The sequence below is a fragment of the Streptomyces sp. NPDC033845 genome (assembly GCF_055576225.1).
Genome location: NZ_JBVIRI010000011.1, coordinates 274,123 through 298,559 on the forward strand (window position 1 = coordinate 274,123; position 24,437 = coordinate 298,559).

Annotated in this window: 25 protein-coding genes; 9 read left to right on the plus strand and 16 right to left on the minus strand. The window is 74.4% G+C overall.

The window, feature by feature from the left end; genetic code table 11:
- Window positions 1-97 precede the first annotated feature (97 nt).
- The 3 genes from ACZ50K_RS24200 to ACZ50K_RS24210 form a co-directional block, all read right to left on the minus strand.
- Complete coding sequence (locus ACZ50K_RS24200) at window positions 98-253, minus strand: hypothetical protein (protein ID WP_468906564.1); 156 nt, start codon at window positions 251-253, stop codon at window positions 98-100.
- Window positions 254-435: 182 nt separating this feature from the next.
- A complete protein-coding gene (locus tag ACZ50K_RS24205) occupies window positions 436-750 on the minus strand; it encodes a hypothetical protein (protein WP_468906566.1) in 315 nt (104 codons plus the stop codon).
- Between the two features lie 114 nt (window positions 751-864).
- Entirely contained in the window at window positions 865-1,899 is a 1,035-nt protein-coding gene (locus ACZ50K_RS24210) for a LuxR C-terminal-related transcriptional regulator (RefSeq protein ID WP_468906568.1), read from the minus strand.
- A 362-nt stretch (window positions 1,900-2,261) separates the two neighbouring features.
- On the opposite strand from ACZ50K_RS24210, the gene ACZ50K_RS24215 reads away from it, so the two are divergent.
- Genes ACZ50K_RS24215 through ACZ50K_RS24225 form a run of 3 tightly spaced genes read left to right on the plus strand, consistent with a single transcriptional unit; the run spans window position 2,262 to window position 6,061 of the window.
- Window positions 2,262-3,536, plus strand: coding sequence for an LLM class flavin-dependent oxidoreductase (locus ACZ50K_RS24215; RefSeq protein ID WP_468906571.1), 1,275 nt, complete (start codon window positions 2,262-2,264; stop codon window positions 3,534-3,536).
- Between the two features lie 29 nt (window positions 3,537-3,565).
- Window positions 3,566-4,927 (plus strand): NtaA/DmoA family FMN-dependent monooxygenase, encoded by a 1,362-nt coding sequence (locus ACZ50K_RS24220; protein ID WP_468906573.1) that lies wholly within the window; start codon window positions 3,566-3,568, stop codon window positions 4,925-4,927.
- A 9-nt stretch (window positions 4,928-4,936) separates the two neighbouring features.
- Entirely contained in the window at window positions 4,937-6,061 is a 1,125-nt protein-coding gene (locus tag ACZ50K_RS24225; protein ID WP_468906575.1) for an LLM class flavin-dependent oxidoreductase, read from the plus strand.
- A 34-nt stretch (window positions 6,062-6,095) separates the two neighbouring features.
- Here the strand turns inward: ACZ50K_RS24225 and ACZ50K_RS24230 are convergent, their stop codons facing one another.
- A complete protein-coding gene (locus tag ACZ50K_RS24230; protein WP_468906578.1) occupies window positions 6,096-7,490 on the minus strand; it encodes an AMP-binding protein in 1,395 nt (464 codons plus the stop codon).
- A gap of 293 nt (window positions 7,491-7,783) precedes the next feature.
- On the opposite strand from ACZ50K_RS24230, the gene ACZ50K_RS24235 reads away from it, so the two are divergent.
- Window positions 7,784-8,560, plus strand: coding sequence for a class I SAM-dependent methyltransferase (locus ACZ50K_RS24235; protein WP_468906581.1), 777 nt, complete (start codon window positions 7,784-7,786; stop codon window positions 8,558-8,560).
- Here ACZ50K_RS24235 and ACZ50K_RS24240 read toward each other — a convergent pair.
- Complete coding sequence (locus tag ACZ50K_RS24240; RefSeq protein WP_468906584.1) at window positions 8,547-9,431, minus strand: hypothetical protein; 885 nt, start codon at window positions 9,429-9,431, stop codon at window positions 8,547-8,549. The genes ACZ50K_RS24235 and ACZ50K_RS24240 overlap by 14 nt on opposite strands.
- Window positions 9,428-9,808 carry a PadR family transcriptional regulator gene (locus ACZ50K_RS24245; protein WP_468906587.1) on the minus strand — a complete coding sequence of 127 codons (381 nt, stop codon included), beginning with the start codon at window positions 9,806-9,808 and terminating at the stop codon, window positions 9,428-9,430. The genes ACZ50K_RS24240 and ACZ50K_RS24245 overlap by 4 nt, the downstream gene beginning before the upstream one ends.
- Window positions 9,809-9,971: 163 nt before the next feature.
- Here ACZ50K_RS24245 and ACZ50K_RS24250 point away from each other — a divergent pair, with 163 nt between their 5' ends.
- Complete coding sequence (locus ACZ50K_RS24250; RefSeq protein ID WP_468906590.1) at window positions 9,972-10,277, plus strand: WhiB family transcriptional regulator; 306 nt, start codon at window positions 9,972-9,974, stop codon at window positions 10,275-10,277.
- Between the two features lie 1,034 nt (window positions 10,278-11,311).
- Here the strand turns inward: ACZ50K_RS24250 and ACZ50K_RS24255 are convergent.
- Window positions 11,312-11,455, minus strand: a complete 144-nt coding sequence (locus ACZ50K_RS24255) for a hypothetical protein (protein ID WP_468906592.1) — start codon at window positions 11,453-11,455, stop codon at window positions 11,312-11,314.
- Window positions 11,456-12,197: 742 nt separating this feature from the next.
- Between ACZ50K_RS24255 and ACZ50K_RS24260 the strand changes: the two genes are divergently transcribed.
- Together ACZ50K_RS24260 and ACZ50K_RS24265 are read left to right on the plus strand one after the other, a co-directional pair.
- Entirely contained in the window at window positions 12,198-13,499 is a 1,302-nt protein-coding gene (locus ACZ50K_RS24260) for a D-alanyl-D-alanine carboxypeptidase family protein (RefSeq protein ID WP_468906595.1), read from the plus strand.
- 172 nt (window positions 13,500-13,671) lie between these two features.
- On the plus strand, window positions 13,672-14,676 hold the full coding sequence (locus tag ACZ50K_RS24265) for an SLAC1 family transporter (RefSeq protein WP_468906598.1): 1,005 nt from the start codon (window positions 13,672-13,674) through the stop codon (window positions 14,674-14,676).
- 155 nt (window positions 14,677-14,831) lie between these two features.
- On the opposite strand, the gene ACZ50K_RS24270 is transcribed toward ACZ50K_RS24265, so the two are convergent.
- Window positions 14,832-15,467, minus strand: a complete 636-nt coding sequence (locus ACZ50K_RS24270) for a TetR/AcrR family transcriptional regulator (protein ID WP_468906600.1) — start codon at window positions 15,465-15,467, stop codon at window positions 14,832-14,834.
- A gap of 96 nt (window positions 15,468-15,563) precedes the next feature.
- Between ACZ50K_RS24270 and ACZ50K_RS24275 the strand changes: the two genes are divergently transcribed.
- Window positions 15,564-16,052, plus strand: a complete 489-nt coding sequence (locus tag ACZ50K_RS24275) for a VOC family protein (protein ID WP_468906603.1) — start codon at window positions 15,564-15,566, stop codon at window positions 16,050-16,052.
- Between the two features lie 39 nt (window positions 16,053-16,091).
- Here the strand turns inward: ACZ50K_RS24275 and ACZ50K_RS24280 are convergent, their stop codons facing one another.
- On the minus strand, window positions 16,092-16,523 hold the full coding sequence (locus tag ACZ50K_RS24280) for a MarR family transcriptional regulator (RefSeq protein WP_468906606.1): 432 nt from the start codon (window positions 16,521-16,523) through the stop codon (window positions 16,092-16,094).
- A 233-nt stretch (window positions 16,524-16,756) separates the two neighbouring features.
- Here ACZ50K_RS24280 and ACZ50K_RS24285 point away from each other — a divergent pair, with 233 nt between their 5' ends.
- Window positions 16,757-17,131, plus strand: coding sequence for an HGxxPAAW family protein (locus tag ACZ50K_RS24285; protein ID WP_468906609.1), 375 nt, complete (start codon window positions 16,757-16,759; stop codon window positions 17,129-17,131).
- A gap of 5 nt (window positions 17,132-17,136) precedes the next feature.
- Here the strand turns inward: ACZ50K_RS24285 and ACZ50K_RS24290 are convergent, their stop codons facing one another.
- From ACZ50K_RS24290 to ACZ50K_RS24320, 7 genes are all read right to left on the minus strand, one after another.
- Window positions 17,137-18,393, minus strand: coding sequence for a cytochrome P450 family protein (locus ACZ50K_RS24290; protein ID WP_468906612.1), 1,257 nt, complete (start codon window positions 18,391-18,393; stop codon window positions 17,137-17,139).
- Complete coding sequence (locus ACZ50K_RS24295) at window positions 18,390-19,619, minus strand: cytochrome P450 (protein WP_468906615.1); 1,230 nt, start codon at window positions 19,617-19,619, stop codon at window positions 18,390-18,392. Before ACZ50K_RS24295 ends, ACZ50K_RS24290 begins: the two co-directional genes overlap by 4 nt.
- Window positions 19,616-20,239, minus strand: coding sequence for a GTP-binding protein (locus tag ACZ50K_RS24300; RefSeq protein WP_468906618.1), 624 nt, complete (start codon window positions 20,237-20,239; stop codon window positions 19,616-19,618). Before ACZ50K_RS24300 ends, ACZ50K_RS24295 begins: the two co-directional genes overlap by 4 nt.
- Window positions 20,220-20,579 (minus strand): DUF742 domain-containing protein, encoded by a 360-nt coding sequence (locus tag ACZ50K_RS24305; RefSeq protein WP_468906621.1) that lies wholly within the window; start codon window positions 20,577-20,579, stop codon window positions 20,220-20,222. The genes ACZ50K_RS24300 and ACZ50K_RS24305 overlap by 20 nt, the downstream gene beginning before the upstream one ends.
- A complete protein-coding gene (locus tag ACZ50K_RS24310; protein ID WP_468906624.1) occupies window positions 20,576-20,977 on the minus strand; it encodes a roadblock/LC7 domain-containing protein in 402 nt (133 codons plus the stop codon). The genes ACZ50K_RS24305 and ACZ50K_RS24310 overlap by 4 nt, the downstream gene beginning before the upstream one ends.
- Window positions 20,974-22,854: a sensor histidine kinase gene (locus ACZ50K_RS24315; protein WP_468906626.1), complete on the minus strand. Its 1,881-nt coding sequence runs from the start codon at window positions 22,852-22,854 to the stop codon at window positions 20,974-20,976. The genes ACZ50K_RS24310 and ACZ50K_RS24315 overlap by 4 nt, the downstream gene beginning before the upstream one ends.
- Before the next feature lie 176 nt (window positions 22,855-23,030).
- A complete protein-coding gene (locus ACZ50K_RS24320; protein ID WP_468906629.1) occupies window positions 23,031-24,323 on the minus strand; it encodes an extracellular solute-binding protein in 1,293 nt (430 codons plus the stop codon).
- Window positions 24,324-24,437 lie beyond the last annotated feature (114 nt).

The following is a 24,437-nucleotide window of genomic DNA, read 5'->3' on the forward strand; positions in this document are numbered from 1 at the left end:
CGACGATGGCGACACATCGGCGGCTCGGGGACGGACGCCCCCTGTCGGGAACGGACGGTTCCCGCTTCGGGAACGGACGGTTCCCGGTTCGGGACGGTTAGTCCCAGCCCCAGCTGTAGGGGGTCGTCTGGACCGGCTGGGCGGCGCCGGCCCGGACCTCGGAGACGGGGGAACGCTCTGCCGATGCGGAGAAGACCACGGCGGTGAGTGCCGCCGCCGAGCAGGTGAGGGAAATCAGAAAGCGCGTCAACATGGGTCGGTCCTCTTCGTGCTGTGCACAATGCCCCAAGGCCTGTGCGGGTGAGCCGTCTTCTTCCCGGACCAGCGTTTTGTCCGTGAATTCGGCGGCTCTTTGCTCGGCAAAGATGACACAGAAGTCGAGGCGGTATCCAGCCGTTTCAGTGGCCACATCGTGCCGAGGCCACTTGGTGCCATTCACCTCGCCGGAGCGGTCACCCTGACGGTGGCATCACAGAGACCGGCGGACCGGGGGTCCAGGGAAGTATGCAGGTCAGCCCGCATGCGACTGCCGGCGAGCACCTGCCGGACAGCGGTGAGCACCGCGACTCCCGCGGCTTTGGCTGAGGCTCCGGTGACATAGAGGACCCCACAGTGCGCGGATTCCTTCGTTCCGGGTACGTAGACGTGCTCCAGACCGAAGTCGCGCAGTTTACGCAGTTCCAGCACAACGTCGTCAATGTCCAGTTGGCCGAGGTGGCCGAGCTGTCCCAGGATATGAATGGCGTACATGGCTGCACATGATGGCACCGGCCGGAACCGCGAAAACCGGATCGGTCCCGGCCACTTACTGCCATGGCCTGAGGCGGCCAGGGCCGGGGTCCGTTCCCGGCCATGGCCGTGGTGCTACATCCAGCCGGACCGCGCGGCCAGCAGGCCCGCCTCGAAACGGCTGCGGGCGCCCAGCCTGCCCATGATGTCGGCCATCATCCGGCGGACCGTGCGCAGCGAGACGCCGAGCTTGCGGGCGGCGACCTCGTCGGTGCTGCCCGTCTCCAGAAGTCTCAGCAGCTCCAGCTCCTGGACGCTGACCTCACCCGGACCGGAGGGCTTGACCCCTTCCAGGGCCCGGCCGCGCTGCCAGGCGGACTCGAAGAGGTACACCAGGGCGGCGATCACGCCCGGGGCCTTCACCACCACGGCCCCGGCCCGGCTGTTGTCCGGGTCGTTGGGGAGGAGGGCGACGGACCGGTCCACGACGAGCATCCGGACGGGCAGCGAGGGGATGGTGCGGATCTCGCCGCCGAGCCCGGCCAGCCAGCGGGCGTACTCGGTGGTGGCGCGGTCGTTGCGGACGCTGTCGAGGTAGAGGGTCCGGATCCGGACCCCGGCGGACAGGCTCTTCTCGTCCAGCGGCCGGCTGGCGTCCAGGGCTTCGCGGCTCTGCGCGCCGCCCGGCATGAAGCACAGCAGCTCGGACTGGGCCTGTTCGGCGAGCTCCACCAGCCGGGCCCGGACGCCGGCCACCTCTTCGAGCCGCTCCAGGCCCAGGTTGCCCCAGTACGGCTGGTGGGTGGAGTAGACGACGGCGAGCTCGGCCACCTCGGTGCGGGCGGCGGCCAGCTGGGCCCGCTGGTTCTGGATCTCGGCGTCCCGCCGGTCGAGCAGGGCCGCCAGGCCGATCTCGGGGTTGAGCGCGACGGGGGTGGCGGAGTAGCCGGCCGGGTAGAGCATGGAGAGCTCGGCCAGCCGGTCCAGGCAGCCGCGGGCCTCGGTCTCGGTCATGCCCAGATGCCCGGCGAGCTCCGCGACCCCCCATCCGGGACGGCGGACCACGGTCCGGTAGACGTCGAGCAGGCGGTCGTTCAGCCCGAGCAGCTCGGCCAGCTGGGCCCGGCCCCGCTCCCGCGCCGGCCCGTCCTCGGCTGCTGCGGCAGTCATCGGCACCCCGTCTCCTCCCCGCAGTCCGGCGCGCGGCCCCTCACCCGCGCCGTGACCCTCTGTGCCGATAGTAGTCGCCGGAGTGGCGGGGCCGGATGCGGCACGTGTGGCGCCCGGGGGTCCAAACCCGGCCAACATAGGTCTAGACCAGACAAGGCGGCGATGGGAGTTTCCGAGGAATTAACAGGGGACCGCCCCGACCGCACCGCGCTTTCGGCCAAGGGCCGGGCCCGGCCCGGCCGGTTCGGGCGGGCTCGGCCGGACCACCCGGAGCTCACTCCCCGTGAGGCCACACTGCCGCCAAATGCTCTTCACACCACGGTCATTGAACGCCCGGACACCCGGTCGTAGCGTTTTCCGACATGGCCGCTCCCCCACCCGGAAACCCGCCCCGAAGCACGCCCGCAAACCCGCCCGGAAACCCGTCCCGCCCACCCTTCCTGCACCTGGCCGTCGCCCTGGACGGCGCCGGCCGGCACCCGGCGGCCTGGCGCGAGCCGGGAGCCCGGCCCGGGGAGCTGTTCACCGCCCGCTACTGGGCCGGGCTGGTCGCCGAGGCCGAGGCCGGTCTGCTGGACCTGGTCACCTTCGACGACGCCCTCGTCCTCCAGTCCGCCGCACCCGACGGCCCCGACACCCGTACCGACCGGGTCCGGGGCCGGCTGGACGCCGTACTGACCGCCGCCCGGGTCGCCCCGCTGACCCGGCACATCGGGCTGGTCCCGGCCGTGACGGCCACCCACACCGAGCCCTTCCACATCTCCAAGGCCGTCGCCACCCTCGACCACGTCAGCCGGGGACGCGCGGGAGTCCACATCCAGGTTTCCGGGCTCGCCCACGAGGAGAAACACTTCGGCCGCCGCACGGCCCCGCCGACCGGACCCGAACTCCACGAGGAGGCCGCCGACCACATCGAGGTGATCCGGCGGCTGTGGGACAGCTGGGAGGACGACGCGGAGATCCGGGACGCGGCCACCGGCAGGTTCGTGGACCGCGCCAAACTCCACCACATCGACTTCCGGGGCCGCCACTTCAGCGTGCGGGGCCCCTCCATCACCCCGCGCCCGCCGCAGGGACAGCCCCTGATCGCCACGGCCGCGGCGCCGGGGGACGGAGTCCCCCCGTACGGTCTGGCAGCCCGCTCCGCGGACCTCGGCTTCCTCGCCGCCCACGGTTTCGAGGCCACCCGCGAGGCCGTGGCCGCGGTCCGGCGGGCCCGGGAGGCGGCCGCCCCCGGGGCCGCGCCGCTCCGGCTGTTCGGGGAGCTCACCGTCCATCTGGAGCGGGACGGGCCGGCGGCCGCCGCCCGCCGGGAACGGCTGGACGCCCTCGACGGCGGCCCGGACACGGAAGGCTCCGAGGTGTTCGCCGGCTCTCCGGCCGAGCTGGCCGACCTCCTCGCGGAACGCCGGGCGGCGGGTCTGTCGGGCTTCCGGCTGCGGCCCGCGGTGATCGCCCGCGACCTGCCGGCCATCACCCGGGGCCTGGTGCCCGAGCTGCAACGGCGCGGCCTGTTCCGTACCGCCTACGCGTCGGACACCCTGCGCGGCCTCCTCGGCCTGGACCCGCACCCGGCCAACCGCTACGCCGCCGCGGCCCCTTCCCCGGCCGCCCCGGCCACCGGCCCCGCGACCTGACCCGGACGCTCCGGAAGGACCAGCGACCCATGAGCAGCAGACCGCCCAAGCAGATCCACCTCGCCGCCCACTTCCCGGGCGTCAACAACACCACGGTGTGGAGCGACCCGGCGGCGGGCAGCCACATCGACTTCGACTCCTTCGTCCACTTCGCCCGGACCGCCGAACGCGCCAAGTTCGACTTCCTCTTCCTCGCCGAAGGCCTCCGCCTGCGGGAGCAGGGCGGCGAGATCTACGACCTGGACGTGGTCGGCCGCCCGGACACCTTCACCGTGCTGGCGGCCCTCGCCGCCGTCACCGAACGGATCGGGCTGACCGGCACCATCAACTCCACCTTCAACGAACCGTACGAGGTGGCCCGCCAGTTCGCCTCCCTGGACCACCTGTCCGACGGCCGGGCCGCCTGGAACGTGGTCACCTCCTGGGACGCCTTCACCGGTGAGAACTTCCGGCGCGGCGGTTTCCTGCCGCGCGAGGAGCGCTACGCGCGGGCGAGGGAGTTCCTGGCCACCGCCCACGAGCTGTTCGACTCCTGGGACGGCTCGGAGATCGCGGCGGACCCCGTGACGGGCACCTTCCTGCGCGACGCCCGGGCCGGGGCCTTCGCCCACCACGGGACGCACTTCGACATCGAGGGCCGCTTCAACGTGCCGCGCGGACCTCAGGGGCGGCCGGTGGTCTTCCAGGCCGGCGACTCCGACGAGGGCCGGGAGTTCGCCGCGGCCGAGGCAGACGCGATCTTCGGGCGGCACGCGACCGCGGACGAGGGCCGGGCCTTCTACGCCGACGTCAAGGGCCGGCTCGCCGCGTACGGCCGCGCACCGGAGGAGCTGAAGATCCTGCCGGCCGCCACGTTCGTCCTCGGGGACACCGACGCCGAGGCCGCGCAGCTCGCGCACGAGGTCCGCCGGAGCCAGGTCAGCGGGCAGACCGCGATCAAGTACCTGGAGCACGTCTGGAACCGGGACCTGTCCGGCTACGACCCGGACGGCCCGCTCCCCGAGGTGGACCCGGAGCCCGGCGAGAACACCGTCGCGCTGGGCCGGGCGAGCGTACGGCAGTTCCGCGACCCGGCGGCCACGGCCCGTCAGTGGCGGGCGCTCGCGGAGCAGAAGAACCTGTCGATCCGCGAGCTGGTGATCGCGACCACCGCCCGCCAGACGTTCGTGGGCAGTCCCGCCACCGTCGCCCGGTCCATCGACGCCCTGGTCCAGCAGGACGCCGCCGACGGGTTCATCCTCGTCCCGCACATCACCCCCGGGGGGCTGGACGTGTTCGCCGACACGGTCGTCCCGCTGCTCCAGGAACGCGGGGTGTTCCGGTCCGAGTACACGGGCACCACCCTCCGCGACCACCTGGGCGTCCCCGGCCCCGCCACCGCCCACCGCTGAGGAGCAGGCATGTCCCGCGCCCCCCTCGGGGTCCTCGACCTCGTCCCGATCAGCTCGGGTTCCACCGCCGCCGAGGCCCTGCACCGGTCCGTGGACCTGGCCCGGCAGACCGAGCGCTTCGGCTACGCCCGCTACTGGTTCGCCGAACACCACCTCAACCCCGGCGTGGCCGGGACCTCCCCGGCGGTGGTGCTGGCCCTGACCGCCTCCGCGACCGAACGGATCCGGATCGGCTCGGGCGCCGTCCAGCTGGGCCACCGCACCGCGCTGTCCACCGTCGAGGAGTTCGGCCTGGTCGACGCCCTGCACCCGGGGCGGCTCGATCTCGGGCTGGGCCGCTCCGCCGGCCGGCCGCCGGCCCCCGCCCCGGACTCCGCTCCGCCCTTCGTCGGGCACACCCCGGAAGGACTGCTGATCCCGCCCCGGTTCTCCTTCGCCCACCTCCGGGAACATCCACGGGTGGCCCTCCAGGAGCGGCTGCTCAACCTGCCCGGGGCCCGGCCCCCGGACTATCCCGGACAGGTCGCCGACGTACTGGCCCTGCTGCGCGGCGACTACCGCTCGCCGGAGGGCGTACCGGCCAGGGCCGTGCCCGGCGAAGGCGCCCGGCTCCAGGTGTGGGTGCTGGGCAGCAGCGGCGGGGTGAGCGCGGAGACCGCGGGGCGCAACGGGCTGCGGTTCGCGGCCAACTACCACGTCAGCCCGGCCTCCGTACTGGAGGCGGCGGCCGGCTACCGGACCTCCTTCAAACCCTCGGACGAGCTCGACCGGCCCTATCTGACGGTGTCCGCGGACGTGGTGGTGGCCGAGGACGAGGAGACGGCCCGGGAGCTGGCCACCGGCTACGCACCCTGGGTGCACGCGATCCGCACCGCCGAGGGCGCCCCGCCCTACCCCTCCCCCGAGGAGTCGAGGTCCCTCACCGCCGGCTGGTCGGCCGCCGAGCACGCCCTGGTCGCCGACCGGGTGGACACCCGCTTCGTGGGCACCGCCCGGACGGTCGCCGACCGGCTCGACGTCCTGCGGGCGGCCACCGGAGCCGACGAGCTGCTGATCACCACGATCACCCATGACCATGCCGCCCGCGTCCGCTCCTACCGGCTGCTGGCCGAGGAGTGGTCCCGGCGCGGCTGACGGGCCGATGGCCCGCTGCGGGTGCCGAGGGCCCTCAGGGGGTGTGGAGGCGGCCGGTGCGCAGCAGGGCGCCGTCCGGGAGGCGGCGGGCGAGTTCGCCGGTGCGGAGGTAGCCGTCGGCGGTGAAGGCGCGCGCGTTGTGTTCGGGCGCCCGGTAGTAGCCGCGCGGTGTGTAGGGGCCGCGGACCAGGAGTTCGCCGGACTGTCCGGCCGGCACCTCCGCGCCGTCCGGCCCGAGGATGCGGATCTCGTCGAGGGGCGAGAGCGGGTGGCCGTGGTCATGGCCGCGGTCGGCCGGCGCGGTGCCGACCGGGTCCGGCCCGGTGGGCGGGGTGAGGGTGAGCGGCCCGCCGTCGGTGCCGAAGACTTCCTGGACCCGGCACCCCCAGGCGTCACGGAGCCGTGCGGCGGCCTCCGGGCCGCCGCACGCCGGCTCGCCGGACGTCCCGCCGGACTGCACCAGGAGCGGCCCGGCGGGGCCGGGATGCGGGCCGGGGCCGGAACCGTCCCCGGGAAGCGCGTCGAGCCAGCTCCGGGCGAGCTCGGGGAGCACCGAGGTGAGGGTGACCCGCTCCCGCGCGAGCAGCGGAAGGCAGGTGGCGGGCGCGGGGTCCTCGGCCAGGACCACGGTGCCGCCGACGGCGAGGGTGCCGAGGATCCCGGGGCAGCCGAAGGTGAGGTTGAGGGTGGCGGGCAGCGCGGCCAGGTACACGTCCCGCTCGTCGAGGGAGAGCCGGGCGGCGGCGGCCCCGGCCTGGTAGGCGTAGTCGTTGTGGGTGCGCGGGAGCAGCCGGAGTTCGCCGTCGGCGCCCTCGGAGAGCAGCATGAACGCCACCTCTCCGGCGCTGGTCGCGAGCGGCGGCTCGGGCGCGGCGTCGATGGTGCCGAGCGGACTGTAGTGGCAGCCCGCCGGGTCGGTGGTCATCCCGCCGTACGGGGAGGAGGTGCCCGGCGGCTCGTAGGTGAACACCCGGCGCAGGAAGGCCCCTTCGGCGGCGATGGCGGCGGCCATGGCCGTGTGGTCGAAGCCCTGGTGGGTCGCGGGGCCGACGTAGCCGACGGCCTGGGTGGTCCGCACCAGCGGGGAGACGGTGTCCGCCCGGAGGGTGACCGGGCAGAGGACCGGCACCGCTCCGGCGCGCATCAGGGCGAACACGGTGACGAGGAACTCGGGGACGTTGGGGAGCTGGACGAGGACCCGCTGCCCGGAGCGGATCCCGCGCAGCCGGATCCCGGCGGCCATCCGGTCCACGCGTCGGTTCAGGGCCGCGTAGGTGAGGCGGGTTTCGCCGTGCACGAGGGCGGTGCGCGGTCCGTAGCCCACGGCCCAGCCGCGCAGCAGGTTGTCCAGGGTGGTGCCGCGCCAGTGTCCGGCCGCCCAGTAGCGGTCGACGAACTCATCGGGCCAGGGCGTGCAGCCGGCGAGCATGGGTGTCCCTTCGCTTCCTCCGGTACCGGCCGGTTCCTTGATCCAACCCGTATCCGTTCCGAATCAAACCCGTCGGCACCCCCCGGCGGGCAATGCGTCGTCCCGACCAACCCGGCCCGGACCCCTCGGCGGAACCCCCAACACCCCTCCCGCACCGCCCACCCCTCCCCCCGACTTACATATGTCGGCGAACGGCATATAGTGACGACATGAAGCCGGCGTTCCGGTGGGGCGTCCGACCGCGCCCCGCCGGACCGGGACTCCGGCGTGCACGGGAAACGGAGCAACGCAGCATGGCCACCAAGAAGAACCTCGTCGCCAACCGGGCGTCCCTGGTCCACAAGGTCCGGTACGCCGCGACCCAGCCGGGCCGCATCGCCCCGTACCTGAAGCGGGCCGCCCGCGACCGGTGGCTGTCCTTCAAGCACCCCGACCACGTCGGCTACTACCGGGCCGTGATGGCCTCGGACACCCGCCGGAACCCGGAGGCGGCGGTGGGCAGCCAGACCCACGAGCGGTGGCTGGCGCTGGGCCGGATGCAGTTCGACTACCTGCTCCGGCACGGGCTCCGGCCGGAGGCCCGGATGCTCGACATCGGCTGCGGCAACCTGCGCGCCGGCTGGCGGTTCATCGACTACCTGGAGCCCGGCCACTACTACGGCATAGACATCTCGCCGGACATCCTGATGGCCGCGAAGGACACGCTGACCTCACGGGGCCTGCAGGCCAAGGTCCCGCACCTGACCATCACCGGCAATCTGACGCTGGACTTCCTGCCCGACGCGCACTTCGACGTGGTCCACGCGCACAGCGTGTTCTCGCACTCGCCGATCGAGGTCATCGAGGAGTGCTTCGCCCATGTGGGCCGGGTGCTGGCACCCGGCGGCCACTTCGACTTCACCTTCGACCGCACCACCGGGACCGAACACCAGGTGCTGCGGGAGGACTTCTACTACCAGACCGGGACCCTGGTCGCGCTGGCCGCCCGGTACGGCCTCACCGCGCGGTTCATGGAGGACTGGGAGGAACTGGGCCACGGCCAGTCCAAGATCAGGATCACGGCCGGCTGACCGGACTCGGTCGCCGGCGCAACGCCCGCATGACCGCCCCCGCGCCGGCGACCAGCAGGGCCAGCGGCAGCAGGTCGTCCTGGTCCAGCACCCCCGCGATGTACCCGAGGAACGCGAACGGGACCACGGACAGCGCCAGCCGGGGGCCCGTACGGATCCCCGCGAAGGCACGGCGGCCCGCCAGGGCCAGCGCCGCCAGCACCGGAACCCCGTAGCGCCAGTACGGCACCAGGCCCAGCTGCATCGACTCGATCAGCGCGAGCAGGAACACCGACAGCGGCACCCACATCGCCAGGGCCACCACCCCCGCGGCACTGTGGATCCGGCGCGGCGGGCGCAGATCCGGCGGACAGAGCAGCGGAACCGCCGCGAACAGCACCGGCGGACCCACGTACCCGGCGAACTCCCACCCGAGCGCCGGCTCCGCCGGCAACAGCACCAGCAGGACGACCAGGGCGGCGCCGGCCATCCCCAGCAGGGACCACAGCGCCCCGGCGAACCGCCCGGCCAGCGCGAGCACCGCGCCCGTGAGGGCCAGCAGGTAGCAGCCGCCGGTGGCGTAGCTCAACGGCACCAGGAAGTCCGGGTCCTGGCTGATCCGCCAGTCGGTGACGGTCGACAGCAGATGGAACCCGGCATAGGCGACCGTGCCGGCCAGCGCGAACGGCGCCACCGCCGTGACCAGCCGCCCGCCACGATGCGCCGAGCCCAGCCCGAGCCGCATCCGCAGCGCGTGCGCGGCGATGTCGGCCCCCTCCCGCCACCGGTCCACCGGCCCGGCCTCCGCGGTGGCCTCCCGGTACGCCTCGGCTATCTCGTCGCCGAACTCCGTCCGGAACCGCGCCGGATACAGACGCAACAACCAGCTCACGCGGTCGCCGACTTCCCGGAGATCCCGGAGATCCCACTGCCGGAGGGCTCGGCGGCTCCGGCCGCACCCAGCCGCCGGGTGGCCTCCCGCGCCGTGGCCGCGATCCGCTCGGCCTCCGCGGCGAGGCCCTGCCGGCCGGCGGCGGTGAGGGTGTACGTACGACGGAGCCGGCTGTCCACGATCTCCTCCTCGTGGACCTCGATCAGCCCCTGCCCGAGCAGCCGCTCCAACGCCCCGTACAGGGTGCCGGTCCGCAGCTTGACCCGCCCGTCCGAGATCTTCTCCACCTCACGGGCGATGGCGTAGCCGTGCCGGGGCTCGTCCGCGAGCGCGGTGAGGAGAAGGAGGGTGGGTTCCTGCATCGCACGATCACTCATGCCGAAATCTTAAGTCACCCACCGACATATACCGCCGACCTGGCACCCTCCCGGTTCCCGCACCGGCGGCCCCGGGGTTTGCCCTCCGGATTAACGAGCAGGCGCGCGAACAATGCTCCCCCGTCCCCGCCCCCGTCCCTCTCCCCTCGGAAGGAGCCCATCCATGAGCGACACCCGACGACTCCCCGGCCTCGCCGAACACCACTGGACCTGGCAGGAGCAGGCCGCCTGCCAGGGCCTGGGATCCCGCCCGTTCTTCCACCCCGCGGGCGAGCGCGGCGACGCCCGCGAGGCACGCGACCGCGCCGCCAAGCGGGTCTGCGCCCGCTGCCCCGTACGCGCCGCCTGCCTGCGGCACGCACTGGACGCCGGGGAGACGTACGGCGTCTGGGGCGGGCTCACCGAGGAGGAACGCCGTGACCTGGGCTCCACCCGGCCCACGGTGCCAGGACAGCGGTGCCGCACCTGAAGATGACCGAACGGCAACAGAACCGGTCACCACGAAACCTCAGCGCGCCGGAAGCGATCTGGACAATCGAACGGTGTTCCCCCCGGGGGCGCCGGTCCCCCAGTCGGACACGGAACGAGCAGAGCGGCGCGGCAGATGACCACGACACCGGAGCAGCACCCGGACAAGGCGAAAGCGCAGTCCCACCCCACCCCACCCCCGGCCACGCCAGAGCCCGCCCCCACACCGCACCCCGAACCCACACCCCCGGCCGACGCCACCCCGCAGGCGGACGCAGCACCCCAGACGGAGGCCACACCGCCGGCCGAGCCCATACGGCAGGCGGAGTCCAGGCCGCAGGCACCGGCCACCGAGCAGCCCGAAGCCGACCCGCGGTCCCAGCCCACACCGCAGGCCGACGCCACCCCGCAGCCGGGGGCCACGCCACAGGCGACCGCCGCGCCGCAGGCCCAGGCCGCTCCGCAGGCGGCCGCCACCCCGAAGGCACAGGCCACCTCTCAGGCACCGGCCAGCCGCCAGGCGGCCCCCGGGCCGCAGGCCGAGGCCACGCGGCAGGCGAACCCCGCCCCGCAGGGGCAGGCCGCGCGGCAGGCGAACGCCACGCCGCGCCCGCAGGCCAGCCCGCACCCTCAGGCCACGCCGAAGGCCGAGGCCACCGCCCAGGCGGACGCCACGCCACCGGCGGACGCCGGGCCGCAGGCCGAGCCCATACGGCAGGCGGAAGCCATCCCGCACGCGCAGGCCGCTGCGCAGGCGGAGGCGCCCCGCCAAGCGGACGCCGGGTCGCAGGCGCAGGTCAACCCGCAGGCCGAGCCCACGCCGCAGGCGGGCGTCGTTGCCCCGACGGAGGCCAGGCCACCGGCCGAGCCCACACGGCAGGGGGCCGCCCCGCAGCGGGCACAGGCCTCCCCGCGGCCCGAAGCCGACCCGCGGTCCGAGCCCACGCCGCAGGCGGGCGTCGTTGCCCCGACGGAGCCCACGCCGCAGGCGGCGCGGGTTGCAGGTGGCGAAGACGCGCCGGACCCGGAGCGCGCTCAGGGGACCGCGCCGACCGCCGGCACGAAGCCGCCCGCGAAGGCGGCGGCCAACCCGGCCGCCGAGGCGCAGGCCGAGGGCGGCTCCGCGAGCATGGCCGCCGCCGCGGCCCCGGCCACGTCGGCGGTACGTACGGGGGACAAGGCGGCGGCAGCCGCAAAGGCGTCGGGAGACGGTGCCGACACCGACTCGGAGCGGACGAGCGAGTTCGTGGCGTTGAAGCCGCTGGACCCGCCCAGGGCAGGCGCCCCGGCGGTAACGCCCGACCCTCGCACCGCGCCCTTCCGGCGCACGACACCTCCGGTGCGTACACCCCGGCCGTCGTGGGCCTCAGCCCCCGAGCCCGCGCGCACGCCGCAGGCAAGCCGCCCGGCGCAGCCGGCAACGACCGAAGCCCCGGCACAGCCGAACCCGGCCGAGGCTCCGCCGCTGCGCGGCGCCGCGCGGAATGGCCCGCCGCAGCCGAACCCGGCCGGGGCCCCGGCCCAGCACGGCGCAGCAGAGCAGGAGACGGCCGAAGCTCCGGCTCAGCGCGGGAAGGTACAGCCGCAGACGGCCGAAGCCCTGACGCGGCACGGCACGGCGACGCAGCCGGACACGGCCGGAGCCCGGACGCAGCGCAGCGCGCCGCAGCCGGACCAGGCGGCCGAAGTCACCCCCACACCGCAGGCAAGCCGCGCCGCCGCGCCGGCACCGGCGGACGCTCCGGGGCGCCCCGGCACGCCGCAGCCGAACCCGGCCGAGGCTCCGCCGCTGCGCGGCGCCGCGCAGAATGGCACGCCGCAGCCGAACCCGGCCGGGGCCCCGGCCCGGCAGCCGCAGCCCGGCGCGGCCCCGGCGCCGTCCCCGGCGCGCGGGATCGCGCAGGCGACCGCCGAGCAGCCCGTGCCGCTCGATCTGTTGGCGCAGCTCACCAACACGCCTCCCCCGCCGCCCACCCTGCCCCGCACGGCCGCCCGCCGGCTCAAGATCTGGACTCCGCCGCTGCTGCTGCTCCTGGCCCTGGGCGCCGGCGCCCAACTGCTGCGCCCGCTGCCCGCCGTGGCGCTCGGCGGTGCCGAGGCCGCCCACACGGTCGCCGGCACGTTCACGCCCCCCTGGCCCGCCGAGGGCCAAGGCGCCGTAAGGATCGTCGGCTCCGGCGACACCGGCACCTTCGGCGTGCAGAAGCCGGTGCCGACGGCCAGTGTGGCGAAGGTGATGACCGCCTATGTGGTCCTCAAGGGCCATCCGCTGAAGAAGAACGAGGCCGGCCCCCGGATCCGCATCGACTCCAAGGCCGTCGCGGACGGCAACTCCACCAGCGAGTCGCGGATCACCGGTCTGGAGGCCGGCAGCGAGTTCACCCTCCAGGACATGCTCAAGATGCTGATGATCCCCTCGGGCAACAACATCGCCCGGCAGCTGGCCCGTTGGGACACCGGCAGTGACTCCGAGGCCGCGTTCGTCGCGAAGATGAACGCCGCCGCCCGGGAGCTCGGTATGAAGGACACCGTCTACACCGATCCCAGCGGGCTGGACGCCAGGACGGTGAGCACGGCGGCCGACCAGCTGAAGCTGGGCGAGGCGGTCATGCGGTTCGACGCCTTCCGGGCGATCGTCGCCCTGCCGAACGCCACGATCCCCGGTCTGCCCGACCCGATCAACAACAACAACGACAACCTGCTGCTGGCCGGCCTGAGCATCAAGGGAATCAAGACGGGTTCGAGTTCGGCGGCCGGCGGGGCCCTGTTGTGGGCCGCGTACAAGACCGTCGGGAGCGACACCCCGCTGATCCTGGGCGCCCTGCTGGACCAGCACGCCCCGGCGCCGGACCCGGACGCCCTCAACAGCCTGGCGCTGGTCAAGACCAACAGCCAGAAGATCATCGAGGCGGTACGGGCGGCCCTGACCGCGACCCCGGCCGTCCGCAAGGGCCAGGTGGTCGGCCATCTGGACGACGGTCTGGGCGGCCGGACCCCCTTGGTGGCGGTACGGGACTGCACCCTGCCCGGCCTTCCCGGCCAGCGGATCCGTCTGGACCTGGCGCCGAAGCCGTCCGGGGGGCTGCCCCGGGAGGCCGCGGCCGGCACCGAGGTGGGGGTGCTGACCGTGGGGTCGGGGCCCGGCGCCCGGTCCGTGCCGGTGGCCTTGCAGCGGAAGCTGAGCCCGCCCTCGATCGGTACCCGTCTGCTGCGCCTCCGCTGACCGGCGCCTCCGCCGACCGGTACAGCCGCTGACTGGCGCGGCCGCGACGCAGGCGGTGCGATGGAGGGGGCGGCCGATCGGGCGGCCCCCTCCCCGGCCCCTCCGGTCCGGGACGGACGTCGTCGGCGGCGCGGCGGGGAGGGGAAGGGAAGGGAAGGGAGGACGGAACCCAGTGCGGGAACGAACGAGCCGAGCCCCCGGCCGGCCCCCCGCCCCACCGTCCTCCGGATGGCGCGGGCGGTGGTGGAGCGAGCTGCCGCCGGCCGCCGGGGCGGCCGTCATGGCCACGGCCGTCCTCTCGGTCGGCCTGTCCCTGACCGAGCACTCCCGGGCCGCGGCCGTGGCCTTCGCCGCGGCCGGTCTGCTCTGGCTGGTCCTGGCGGTGGACTTCACGGTCCGGCTGACCCGTGACCGGCGCCGGTTCGCCCGGGAGGCCGACACCCCGGCGGCACTGACCGCCATCGCGGCCACCACCGTGCTGGGCGTACGGCTGTCCACGGCCGGCTGGCAGGGCCTGGCGGCGGCGCTGCTGGTGATCGCGGCGGTCTGCTGGCCGTGGCTGATGTACACGGCGGTCCGGCACCGGGAGCGCGGTGCGCCCGGGGCGGTGTTCCTGCTCTGCGTGGCGGCCCAGGGGCCGGCCGCGCTGGCGGCGGTACTGGGCACGGCCACCGGCCGGCCCTGGCTGGCCTGGGTGGCGCTGGGCTGCTTCGGGTTCGGGCTGCTGATGTATCTGGACGCGCTGGCGCGCTTCGACTTCCGGCAGGCGCTGACCGGTCCGGGCGACCAGTGGGTGGCGGGCGGCGCCCTGTGCCTCTCCTCGCTGACCGCGTCCAAACTCGCCGCCTCCCCGGTGTGGACGGGCGGGGCGCACGCGGCCCTGCGGACGACGGCCCTGGTGCTGCTGGCCCTCGGCCTGTGCGGTTGCGCGGCGCTGGCGGTCACCGAGGTGCTCCGGCCGCGTCCGCGCTACGACATCCGGCGCTGGGCCACCGTCTTCCCGATGGGGATGGCGGCGGCCGCGTCCCTGTCCGCCTCCCAGGTCCTGGGCATCCGGTGGCTGTACGACCTGGGCGAGGCGCTGCTCTGGGTGGCGGTCGCCGCCTGGCTGCTCGCCTCGGTGGGCGCCTTCCGTCACATCCGCGCCCTGCCCGCACCGGAACCGTCGGCGGGCTGATCCCACCACGGGCCCAACCCACGGCCGCCCGACGCGGCGCGGGCCCAACCCACGGCCGCCCGACGCCCGAACGCAGCGCGGGCCCAACCCACGGCCGCCCGACGCCCGAACGCAGCGCGGGCCGAACCCGCCACGGCCCGAACCCGGGGGCGCGGTCAGGCGGAGGTGGCGCGCAGGCCCGACAGCAGCCGGTCCAAGGCCCGGCCGGTGGCCCCCGCCGCGCCCCCGGGACCGTACTCCTGATCGCCGCCGCTGTCCGCGCCCGCCGGTTCCCCGCCGCGCGCCAGCCACAGGGCGGCCTCGTTCATGGCCCCGGACAGCAGCCTGGTCAGCGGGGCCACCGGCTGTACGGCGATCAGCCCGGCGTCCATCAGCGCGGTGAGCGCGTCCGCGAGATGGCGGGCGGAGGACCGTTCGTCCATGGCCCGCCATTCCTCCCAGCCCAGCACGGTGGGCGCGTCGACCAGCAGGATCCGCCGGACGGAGGGGTCGGCGGCGGCCGCGAGGAAGGCCCGGCAGCCGGCCCGGAGCTGTTCCCACAGGTCCTCGTGCCCGGCGGCGGAGGCGGCGACCCGCTCCCCGAGTTCCTCCTGCACCTCGGCCACCACGGCCCGGAACAGGCCGGCCTTGCTGTCGAAGTGGTGGTAGGCGGCGCCCTTGGTGACTCCGGCGGCCCGGGCCACGTCCGCGAGCACCACCTCGTGGTAGCCGTCGGCGGCGAACCGCCGGCGCCCTTCGTCCAGCAGCGCCCGGCGGGTCGCCGCCCGCTGTTCGGCCCGGCTCACTGCCATGTCCTCGTACCGCCCTTCCGGTTTCGCATACCCGGGGTATGCTAGCGATAGTTACACATACCCAGGGTATGTGAGTGATCGAAGGAGCGCAGAGCCATGTCGAGCAGCCAGACCACCCTCACGGGCTTCTATCCGGTCATCGCCACCCGCGACGTGGCCGCGTCCCGGGACTTCTACACCCGCCACTTCGGTTTCGAGACCACCTTCGAGGCCGACTGGTACGTCAGCCTGCGCCGCCCGGACGCCCCGCAGTACGAGCTGGCCCTGCTGGACCACACCCACCCCACGATCCCGGCCGGCCACCGGACCCCGGTCAGCGGCGGGCTGCTGCTGAACTTCGAGGTCGGGGACGTGGACGCCGAGCACCGGCGACTGGTCGCCGGAGCCGGGCTCGCCGAGCTGCTGCCGCTGCGCACCGAGGAGTTCGGCCAGCGGCACTTCATCGTGGCGGCCCCCGACGGGGTCCTGATCGACGTGATCACCGTCATCCCCGCCACCGGCGAGTACGCCGACCAGTACGTCGACCAGCCCACGACGCAGACCGCGCAGACCGGCCCCACCCCGGCCGGGCGCCCCTCGGCGTAGCAGCCGGACGCGGGAGTACCCAGCGCCCCGAGGGGGACCTCAGTCCAGGCCGCCGGCCCGGAGGGCGTCCAGGTGGGCGCGGGCCGCGCCGGCGGCATGGCCGAACCAGTCGGCGATGACCGCGACCTCCTCCGGGGTGTAGCGGGCGAACACCTCCTCCAGCCGGGTGTAGAAGGGCTGGTAGAGCTCGAAGAGCCGGACGGCGGCGGCCGGGTCGGCGACCACCCGGACCCGGCGCCGGTCGGCCGGGTCGGGTGCGCGGCGGGCGTAGCCGGCCTTCTCCAGGCGGTTGAGCACCCCGGTGACCGCCCCGGTGGTGAGGTTGGCCAGCTCGGCCAGGTCCCCGGCGGTCAGCGGTTCCGCCCCGGCGCCGAGCACATGGCCCAGGCAGGTGAGGTCGGTGACGTTCAGGCCGAGGGCCTGCGCGACCTCCTGCTGCCCGATGAGGCCGAGGGCGACGTACGCGTCCATCCGCCGGATCGCCTCCCCCGCCGTGGCCGGCGGGCGCCCCTTCCTCGACCCGCCCTCCCTCGACCCGCCCTCCCCCGGCCCGTCCTCCCCTGGCCCGCCCTCCCTCGGCCCGCCCTTCCCCGTCTTGCCCTGCACCCAAGAACTCCTTAGCATCTAAGTTACTTAGCTCGCGAGATAAAAGATCCCGCTCCGAGCCTTCATCCTGCCTGCCCCGCCCCCGAACAGGAGCATCCATGAGCGCCCACGGCCATGTCGATCTCGGCCACACGGTGGCCGGCTGGACCGGAACCGCCCTGGGGATAGCGGCCTCGGCCGTCGCCGGAGCCGGAATCTGTCTGGACTCGGCCACCGCGATCGGACTCGGCGCCCTGCTGGCGGTCCTCGCCCTGGCCGCCACATGGGCCCTGCACCTGGCCGGCTGGGGCAAGCCGTCCGGCCCCCGCCCAGAGGACCAGTGGGACTGGCGGGTCCGCGACACCGGCGCCCGCGCCGGACATCCGCACTGCGTCGGCTGCCGGGCCGCGGTCCGCAACGCCGTGCGCCCCGTACCCGCTGCTGCGGATACGGGGCGCACGGTACGGCCGAAGGCGGCGGAAGCCCGCCGCTGAGCCCGTCAGGCCAGCACGACCGGCAGGTCGAACAGGTCGTTCTGGGTGACCACCGGCTTGTTGCGGAGCTCCTCCCGGGGAACCGCCAGCCGCAGCTCGGGGAACCGGGCGTAGAGGGCCGGCAGAGCCACCCCGGCCTCCAGTCGGGACAGCGCCGCGCCCGGGCAGACGTGCGGGCCGTGGCCGAAGGAGATGTGCCGGTTCGGGGTGCGGGTGACGTCGAACTCGCCGGCCGTCGCGCCGTGCTGCTCCTCGTCCCGGCCGATCGCGCCGAAGGACACGATCAGGCCCTCGCCCTTGGCGAGCACCCGGTCGCCCACCTCGATGTCCTCGGCGGCGAACCGGATCAGCACGTGCGAGGTCGGGGTGGACCAGCGCAGGGTCTCCTCGATCACGTTCTCCCACGGCACCTCGCCCTTGAGGACCAGGGCGCGCTGCTCCGGGTGGGTCTCCAGGGCGACCACCGCGTTCACGATCAGGCTGATGGTGGTCTCGTGGCCGGCCGCGACCATCAGCTGGAGGGTGTTGGTGATCTCCTCGGTGGTCAGGTGGTCGCCGTCCTCGGAGGCGGCGATCAGCGCGCTGGTCAGGTCGTCCCCGGGTTCGGCCCGGCGGCTCTCCACGATCCCGGCGAACAGGGTGCCGAGGTCCACCATCATCTGCGGCACCTCCTCCGGCGGGGTCTGGGTGGAGAAGAACTTCTCGAACAGGGCCTTGAGCCGGGGCAGGTCCGCCGGGTCCACGCCCATCAGCTCGCTGATGACGTTCATCGGCAGCGGGTAGGCGAACTCCGCCTTCAGGTCGACCGTCTCCCCGGCCGGGCGGGCGGCCAGCCGGTCCAGCATGCCCCCGGTCAGCTCCTCGATCCCGGCCCGGAGCCGCTCCACCCGGCGGGCGGTCAGCGCCTGCGCGACCAGGGTCCGCAGCCGCCGGTGGTCCTCGCCGTCCACGGTGAGCATGGATCGGCCGGGGTTGGCCAGGCCGATCAGCGGCCAGTCCAGGGGTATCTCGCCGCGCTGCCAGGCCCCCCACGCGTTGATGTCCTTGACCAGCCGGGGGTCGGTGAGCAGCTTGCGGGCCTCCGCGTGCCGGGTGACGGCCCAGCAGGCGACTCCGCCGGGCAGCACCACGCGGGCCAGCGGTCCGGCCGCCCGCAGCCGGGCGCCCTCCCCGTCGAGGTCCGTGACGAACGGGTCGAGGAGGATCGGCGCCTGGTCGGCCCCGTCGGCCGGCGCGGCGGTGTGGTCGTACGGGCAGCTCATCGGGTGGCTCCAAGGGCGGGGGTCGGGGTGTACGTGACGGGGAGCGCGGTCAGCCCGCGCAGCCAGGGGGAGGGGCGGCGGCCGAGTTCCGCCGCCGGCACCGCGAGGTCCATGTCCGGCAGCCGGTCGAGGAGCACCTCGATGCCGGTGCGGGCGATGGTCTCGGCGATCTCCTGGGCGGGGAAGGGGCAGCGGTGGTCCCCGTGCCCGAAGGAGAAGAAGGCGTTGTTGCCTCCGGTGAGCGCCCCGCCGTCGGTACGGACGTGCGGGTCGGTGTTGGCGGCGGCCAGGCCCAGCAGCACCAGGTCGCCGGCGGCGATGCTGCGCCCGCCGAGCCGGGTGTCCCGGGAGGTCCAGCGACCGGCCACGTTCTGGGTGGGGGTGTCCTCCCAGAGGACCTCGTTCATGGCCTCGGCGACGCTGTGCCGGCCGCCCGCCAGGGAGGCGGCGAACCGGTCGTCGGTGAGCATCAGCCGCAGCGAGTTGCCGATCCAGTCGGCCGTGGGCTGGTGGCCCGCCGCCATCATCACCATCAGGTCCTGGGCGACCTCCTCGGGGGTGAACCCCGCGTCGTTGCCCAGCATCCGGGAGACCACGTCCTCGCCAGGGTCCGCCGCCTTGGCGGTGAGCAGCGCGAACATGGCGCCGCCGAGGTGCGCCTGGCCCTCCAGGGCGCCCTCCTGACCGTTGATCATGTCGTTCATGGCGACGACCAGGCCGGGGCCCTGCTCGTCGGGGAAGCCGAAGATGCTGGCGAGGACGCGGAGCGGCAGCAGCATCGCGTACTCGGCGACGATGTCGCAGGAGCCCTTCCCGCACAGGCCGTCGATCAGTTCGTCGGCGAACCGCTCGGCCCGGTCCCGGAGGGTGAAGGGGTCGATGGCCTCCAGCGCGCCGGAGAGCACGGCCGCCCGGTCCCGGTGGCGTTCGCCGACGGTGTAGAGGATGGACGGCTGCTTGCGGCCGATCATCGGCAGCAGCGGCCAGTCCTCCGGGACGGCGTCCCACTGGTTCCACAGGTCGGAGTCCCGGGAGAACAGCACCGGGTCGCTGGTGACCTGGTGCAGTTCCCGGTAGCCAAGCACCAGCCAGGCCGGGATGTCCCCGTCCAGCACGACCGGGGCGACGGGCCCGTGGTCCCGGCGCATCTGCCGGTACAGGGCGGTCGGGTCGGTCTGGAACCGGGGGCCGCTCAGCGGGACGGGCTGCGGGTCTGGGGTGGTCACGGGGCGGGCTCCGGGGTCTTCTGTGCGGCGGTGATGGTCCGCAGGTGTTCGACGAGGGAGATGAGGACCTGCTTGCTGGACTCCCGGGACCGGGCGTCGCAGAACACCAGGGGGACCTCGTCGGCGAGGTCGAGGGCCTCGCGGATCTGGGCGGGGGTGTGGGCCGGTCCGCCGAAGTCGTTGCAGGCGACCACGAAGGGGGTGCCGTGGTGTTCCAGCCGGTCGATGGCGTACCAGGAGTCGGCGAGCCGGCGGGTGTCGAGGAGGACCACCGCGCCGAGGGTGCCGGAGAACAGCCGGTCCCACAGGAACCAGAACCGCTCCTGGCCGGGCGCCCCGAACAGGTAGAGGACGTTGTGCGCGTCCAGGGAGATCCGGCCGAAGTCGAAGGCCACGGTGGTGGTGACCTTGCCGGCGACCCCGTCGGTGTGGTCGACGGCCGCACCGGCCTGGGTCATGGTCTCCTCGGTGTTCAGCGGACGGATCTCGCTGACCGAGCGGACCATGGTGGTCTTGCCGACTCCGAAACCGCCCACGATGACGATCTTCAGACCGTTGTCGGCGGTGCTGCTCAGGGACGAGCGCCCTTCCGTGGGCCGTTCAGAGGTTGCGGAGTCCAACGAGCACCTGCTCCAGGATGTCGAGGTCGGGAAGGCTGTAGGCGGTGGAGGTCCGCGGGTGGCGGGCGCTGATCCGTCCGGTCGCGTGCAGGTCGGCCAGCAGGATGCGGACGATGGAGACCGGCAGGCCGAGTTCGGCGGCGACCTCCACGACGGCCGTCGGGAACCGGCACATGCGCAGGATCTCGGCGTGCTCGGACTGCATCCCGGGCACCGGGTCGGACTCGGTGACGATCAGGGTGACCAGGTCGAAGGCGTCGGAACCGGAGCTGCTGCGGCCGCCGGTGAGGGTGTAGAGCCGGTCCGGGGAGTCGTCCCGTCCCGGCCTGCCGCGGCTCATCCCCGGGGCCTCGCGACCAGGTGCTCGCCCAGCTGTTCCACCAGCTCGGCCATGGTGTGCCCGACCAGGCCGGCGTCCGCCTCCTCGTCGGCGACCAGGGCCAGGTGGGCGCCCTCCCCCGCCTCCACGATGAAGAGGATGCCGCCGTAGAACTCGGCCATCGCGGACCGGACTCCGCCGGTGCCGTCGCCGAACTCCACGGAGGCGCCGTGCGACAGGCTCTGGATGCCCGCGGCGATGGCGGCCAGCTGGTCGGCCTGGTCGACGGTGAGACCCGGGGTGCGGCACAGCTTGAGCCCGTCCCGGGACAGGACCAGGGCGTGCCGGGCGCCCGGGGTCCGCTCCAGGAGCTTGTCCAGGAGCCAGCTGAGCGTCTCGTCGGTGGTGGTGCCGGTCATTGCGTACTGCCTTCCGGGTGCGGGGGGTTCGGGGACGGCGGCGCGAGGGGGAACTCGCTCGGCTCACCGGCCCGGGGGGCGGACGGTTCGGGGACGTCGGCGTCCGGCGCCGGGGGCGCGGCGGCGACCCGGGCGTCCGGGCTCGGGACGGCGGGGGCGGGGGCGTCCGGTGCGGCGGAGGTCCCGTCGGAGGCGGCGGATCCGGGGGCCGCGGCGGCGGGGGCGCCGGTGCCGCGGACGGCCTGCCGGAAGCTGCCGAAGCGGGCGGCGGAGCCGGCGGCGGCACCGGGGCGCGGGCGGCTGGCCGCCGCGGCGGCCTCCGGGCCGTCCGGGTGCGCGGCGGCCATGGTGCGGCCGCGGCGGCGCTTGGGCAGTCCGCTCTCGCCCAGCACCGGGTACTCCCCGGAGTGCTCGGCCGGCCGTTCCTCGCCGTGGTCGGCGCCCGACTCGGGGCGCCCCGCCCGGTGGGCGTCGGCGGGCCCGTCGTGCACGGCCTCCGGCTCCCCGTCGAGCACCCCGGGCGCCTCGCTCGCACCGGAGACGGCCGGTGCGCCGGACGCTGCCGGTACGCCGGTCCCGGGGGTGGCGGCCCCGCCCGGCGCCGGGGCGCCGGTCCGGGTCCGGGAGGGCAGCGGGCCGGGCGCCTCGCCCGGCGCGGGCACCGCCGGGACGACCGGGGCGGCCGGAGCCGCCGGGACGGCGTCGGGCGGCAGTACGGCGGCCGGGGCCTGCGGGGTGACCCCCGGCGTACGGCTGATCAGTTCCTGGGGGATCAGCATCAGCGCGCCGGTGCCGCCCCGCGCGGACGGCCGGAAGGACACCGTGAGCCCGTACTTGCGGGCCAGCCGGCCGACGACCGCGAGGCCCAGCCGGGTGCCGGACAGTCCGGAGAGGTCCTGCGGGTCCGTGCCGACGGCCGCCTCGGCGCGCCGCTGCTGCACCTCGCTCATCACCAGTCCGCTGTCCTCGACCGTGACGATGACCCCGGCCGGGACCTCCTCCACGTACACGTGGACCTCGGCGGACGGCGGGGAGAAGTTCGCCGCGTTGTCCATGAGTTCGGCGAGGGCGTGCATGACCCCCTCGGCCGCGTGGCCGGCCACCGCCGCGTCGCTGGTGGAGTGCAGCCGGACGCGCTGGTAGCCGCCGATCCGGCCCATCGCCCCGCGCAGCACGGACTCCATCACGATCGGGCGCGCCCAGCGCCGGCCGGACCGGGCGCCGGAGAGCACGGCCACCGAGTCGGCGAGCCGGCCGGCCTGGGCGGTCCGGTGGTCCAGGTGCAGCAGGTCGGCGAGGACGTCCTCGTCCGCGTGCCGGTGCTCCATCTCGCGCAGGTCGGCGAGCATGCTGGTGGCCAGTGCCTGCATCCGGCCGGCCGCGTTGGCGGCGGCGGCCAGGGCGGCGGCCCGGCCGGACTCGGCCCGGCGCAGTGCCGAGTTCATCGCGGTCACCTCCGCCGTGCCGGCCCGGCGGAGTTCGGCGACCTGTTCGGCGTGCTCGCCGGTGAGGCGCTCGACGGCCTCGGCGCGGGCGGTCTCCAGCGCGGCGGTCTCCGCGGCGTGCCGCTCCTGCCGGGCCGCGGACTCCCGGACCGCGTCCCCGGTGACCCGGGCGAGATAGGCCTCGCGGGCGGCGAGTTCCCCGGCCAGCGCGTCCGCGCGGGCCCGGTGGGTGCGGGAGGTGCGGCCGTACCAGGTCACCGCGAACGCGGCGGCGGCCAGCAGCATCACGCCGAAGCCGGCGAACCAGCCGAGCGGCAGCTGTACTTCGGTGGGGGCGGCGGCCACCGCCGCCGTGGCGAGCGTGCCGCCACCGGCCGCGGTCAGCAGCAGGGCGATCGCGGAGGGGCGGAAGGGGGTGGGCGACGCCGACATCAACCAGACTCTCAGTACGGGCGCAAAGGGAGGTGACAATTCCAAGGCTGAACGAGAGGTCACTATAAGTGACTTGTTGATCGGTTGGGGAACCCTCTTGTCCGTATCGATATCGCCGGGTGTCGGATTCCTTCCGGTCAGGGGCTGGTTGCGGGGGGCCGAAACCCGTCGGACCGTCAGTTCCGGCGGGCGGCGGTCGCGGTGGCCGCCCGGGCGGCGAGGGACTCCAGGACCGCCTTCGGATCCCCGCCGGGCTCCACGGCCCGCCCGATGGTGCGCTTGAGGGTGTCGCTGACCGTCATCCAGGAGGGCTCGTTCACCGGGTAGAGCCGTGCGGTGCGCAGCGCGACCAGGAACTCCTCGTCGGTCCGGCTGAGGCCGCCGCCGGCCGGGGTCCGGGCGGCGGTGACGGTCGACGGCAGGAGGTGGTAGCGGCCGGCGAACTCGGAGAGGTTCTTGTCCTGGTAGAGGAAGTCCAGGAAGGCGCCGATCTCGGCCTGTCTGCCGTGCTGCCGGAAGGCCACCATCCAGTCGGCCACCCCCACGGTCGGCGGGGCCTGCCCGGAGCGCAGCCCGTCGGACACGGGCATGGAGACCGCCCCGACCTCGATGCCCTTGGCGGCGGCCTCGTGGGCGAGCGAGGGGTAGCCGTTGAGCATGCCGACCTCCCCGCGCAGGAAGGCCGCGAAGGCGTCCGCCCGGTCGAGGCGGGCCGGCGGGGTGGGTCCGACCAGGCCCGCCTCGACCAGGTTCTTCTTCACCCAGCGCCAGGTCTGCACATTGGCCTCGGAGGCCAGGCTGTAGTTGCCGCTGCCGTCCACGTATCCGCCGCCGTTGCTCAACTGCCAGATCATCGCCTCGGCATGGGCCTCCTCCGGGCCCAGCGGCAGGGCGTAGGGATAGGCGACCCCGTCCCGCTTGAGCGCCTTGGCGGCGGCCCTGAGCTCGGACCAGGTCTCCGGGGCCTCCTCGATCCCGGCCTCGGCGAAGAGCTCCTTGTTGTAGAAGAGCAGTCGAGTGCTCGCCACGAAGGGCATGCCGTAGAGGCGGTTGTCGACGGTGCCGGCCTCGGCGAGGGGCTGGAGGAAGTTGGCCTCGGCCCGGACGGTGAGGAGTTCGTCGGCGGCGTACAGCTCGCCCTGGGCGGCGAAGTCCGAGTACGAGCCCATCAGGGCCAGGTCGGGGGCGTCCTCGGCCGCGACCATCCGGGACACCTCGCGGTCGATGTCCGACCACGGCAGCAGCCGGACCTCGACACGGGTGCCGGGGTGGGCCTCGGTGAAGGCCTCCGTCACCTTGTCCCAGTACGCCTTGGCGCTGCGGTCCGGGGTGTCCCCGTACTCGGCGGCCACCAGCCGGAGCGTCCCGCCGCCGCCCGCCCCTCCCCCGGAACCACCGCATCCGGTCAGCGGTATCAACAAGCCGAGCGCGGCCGCGGCGGCTGCCGCGCCGTAAGTCCTTCGTCCCACGGGTGCGTTCCCCTGATTTCCTGTCGGATCCCGTCACTGCTCACGTTCGGCCGGGATTCTCTCGCGGGACAGGAGGGATTGATTCCGGTCGTGCGTCAGGTGTGGTGGATCATC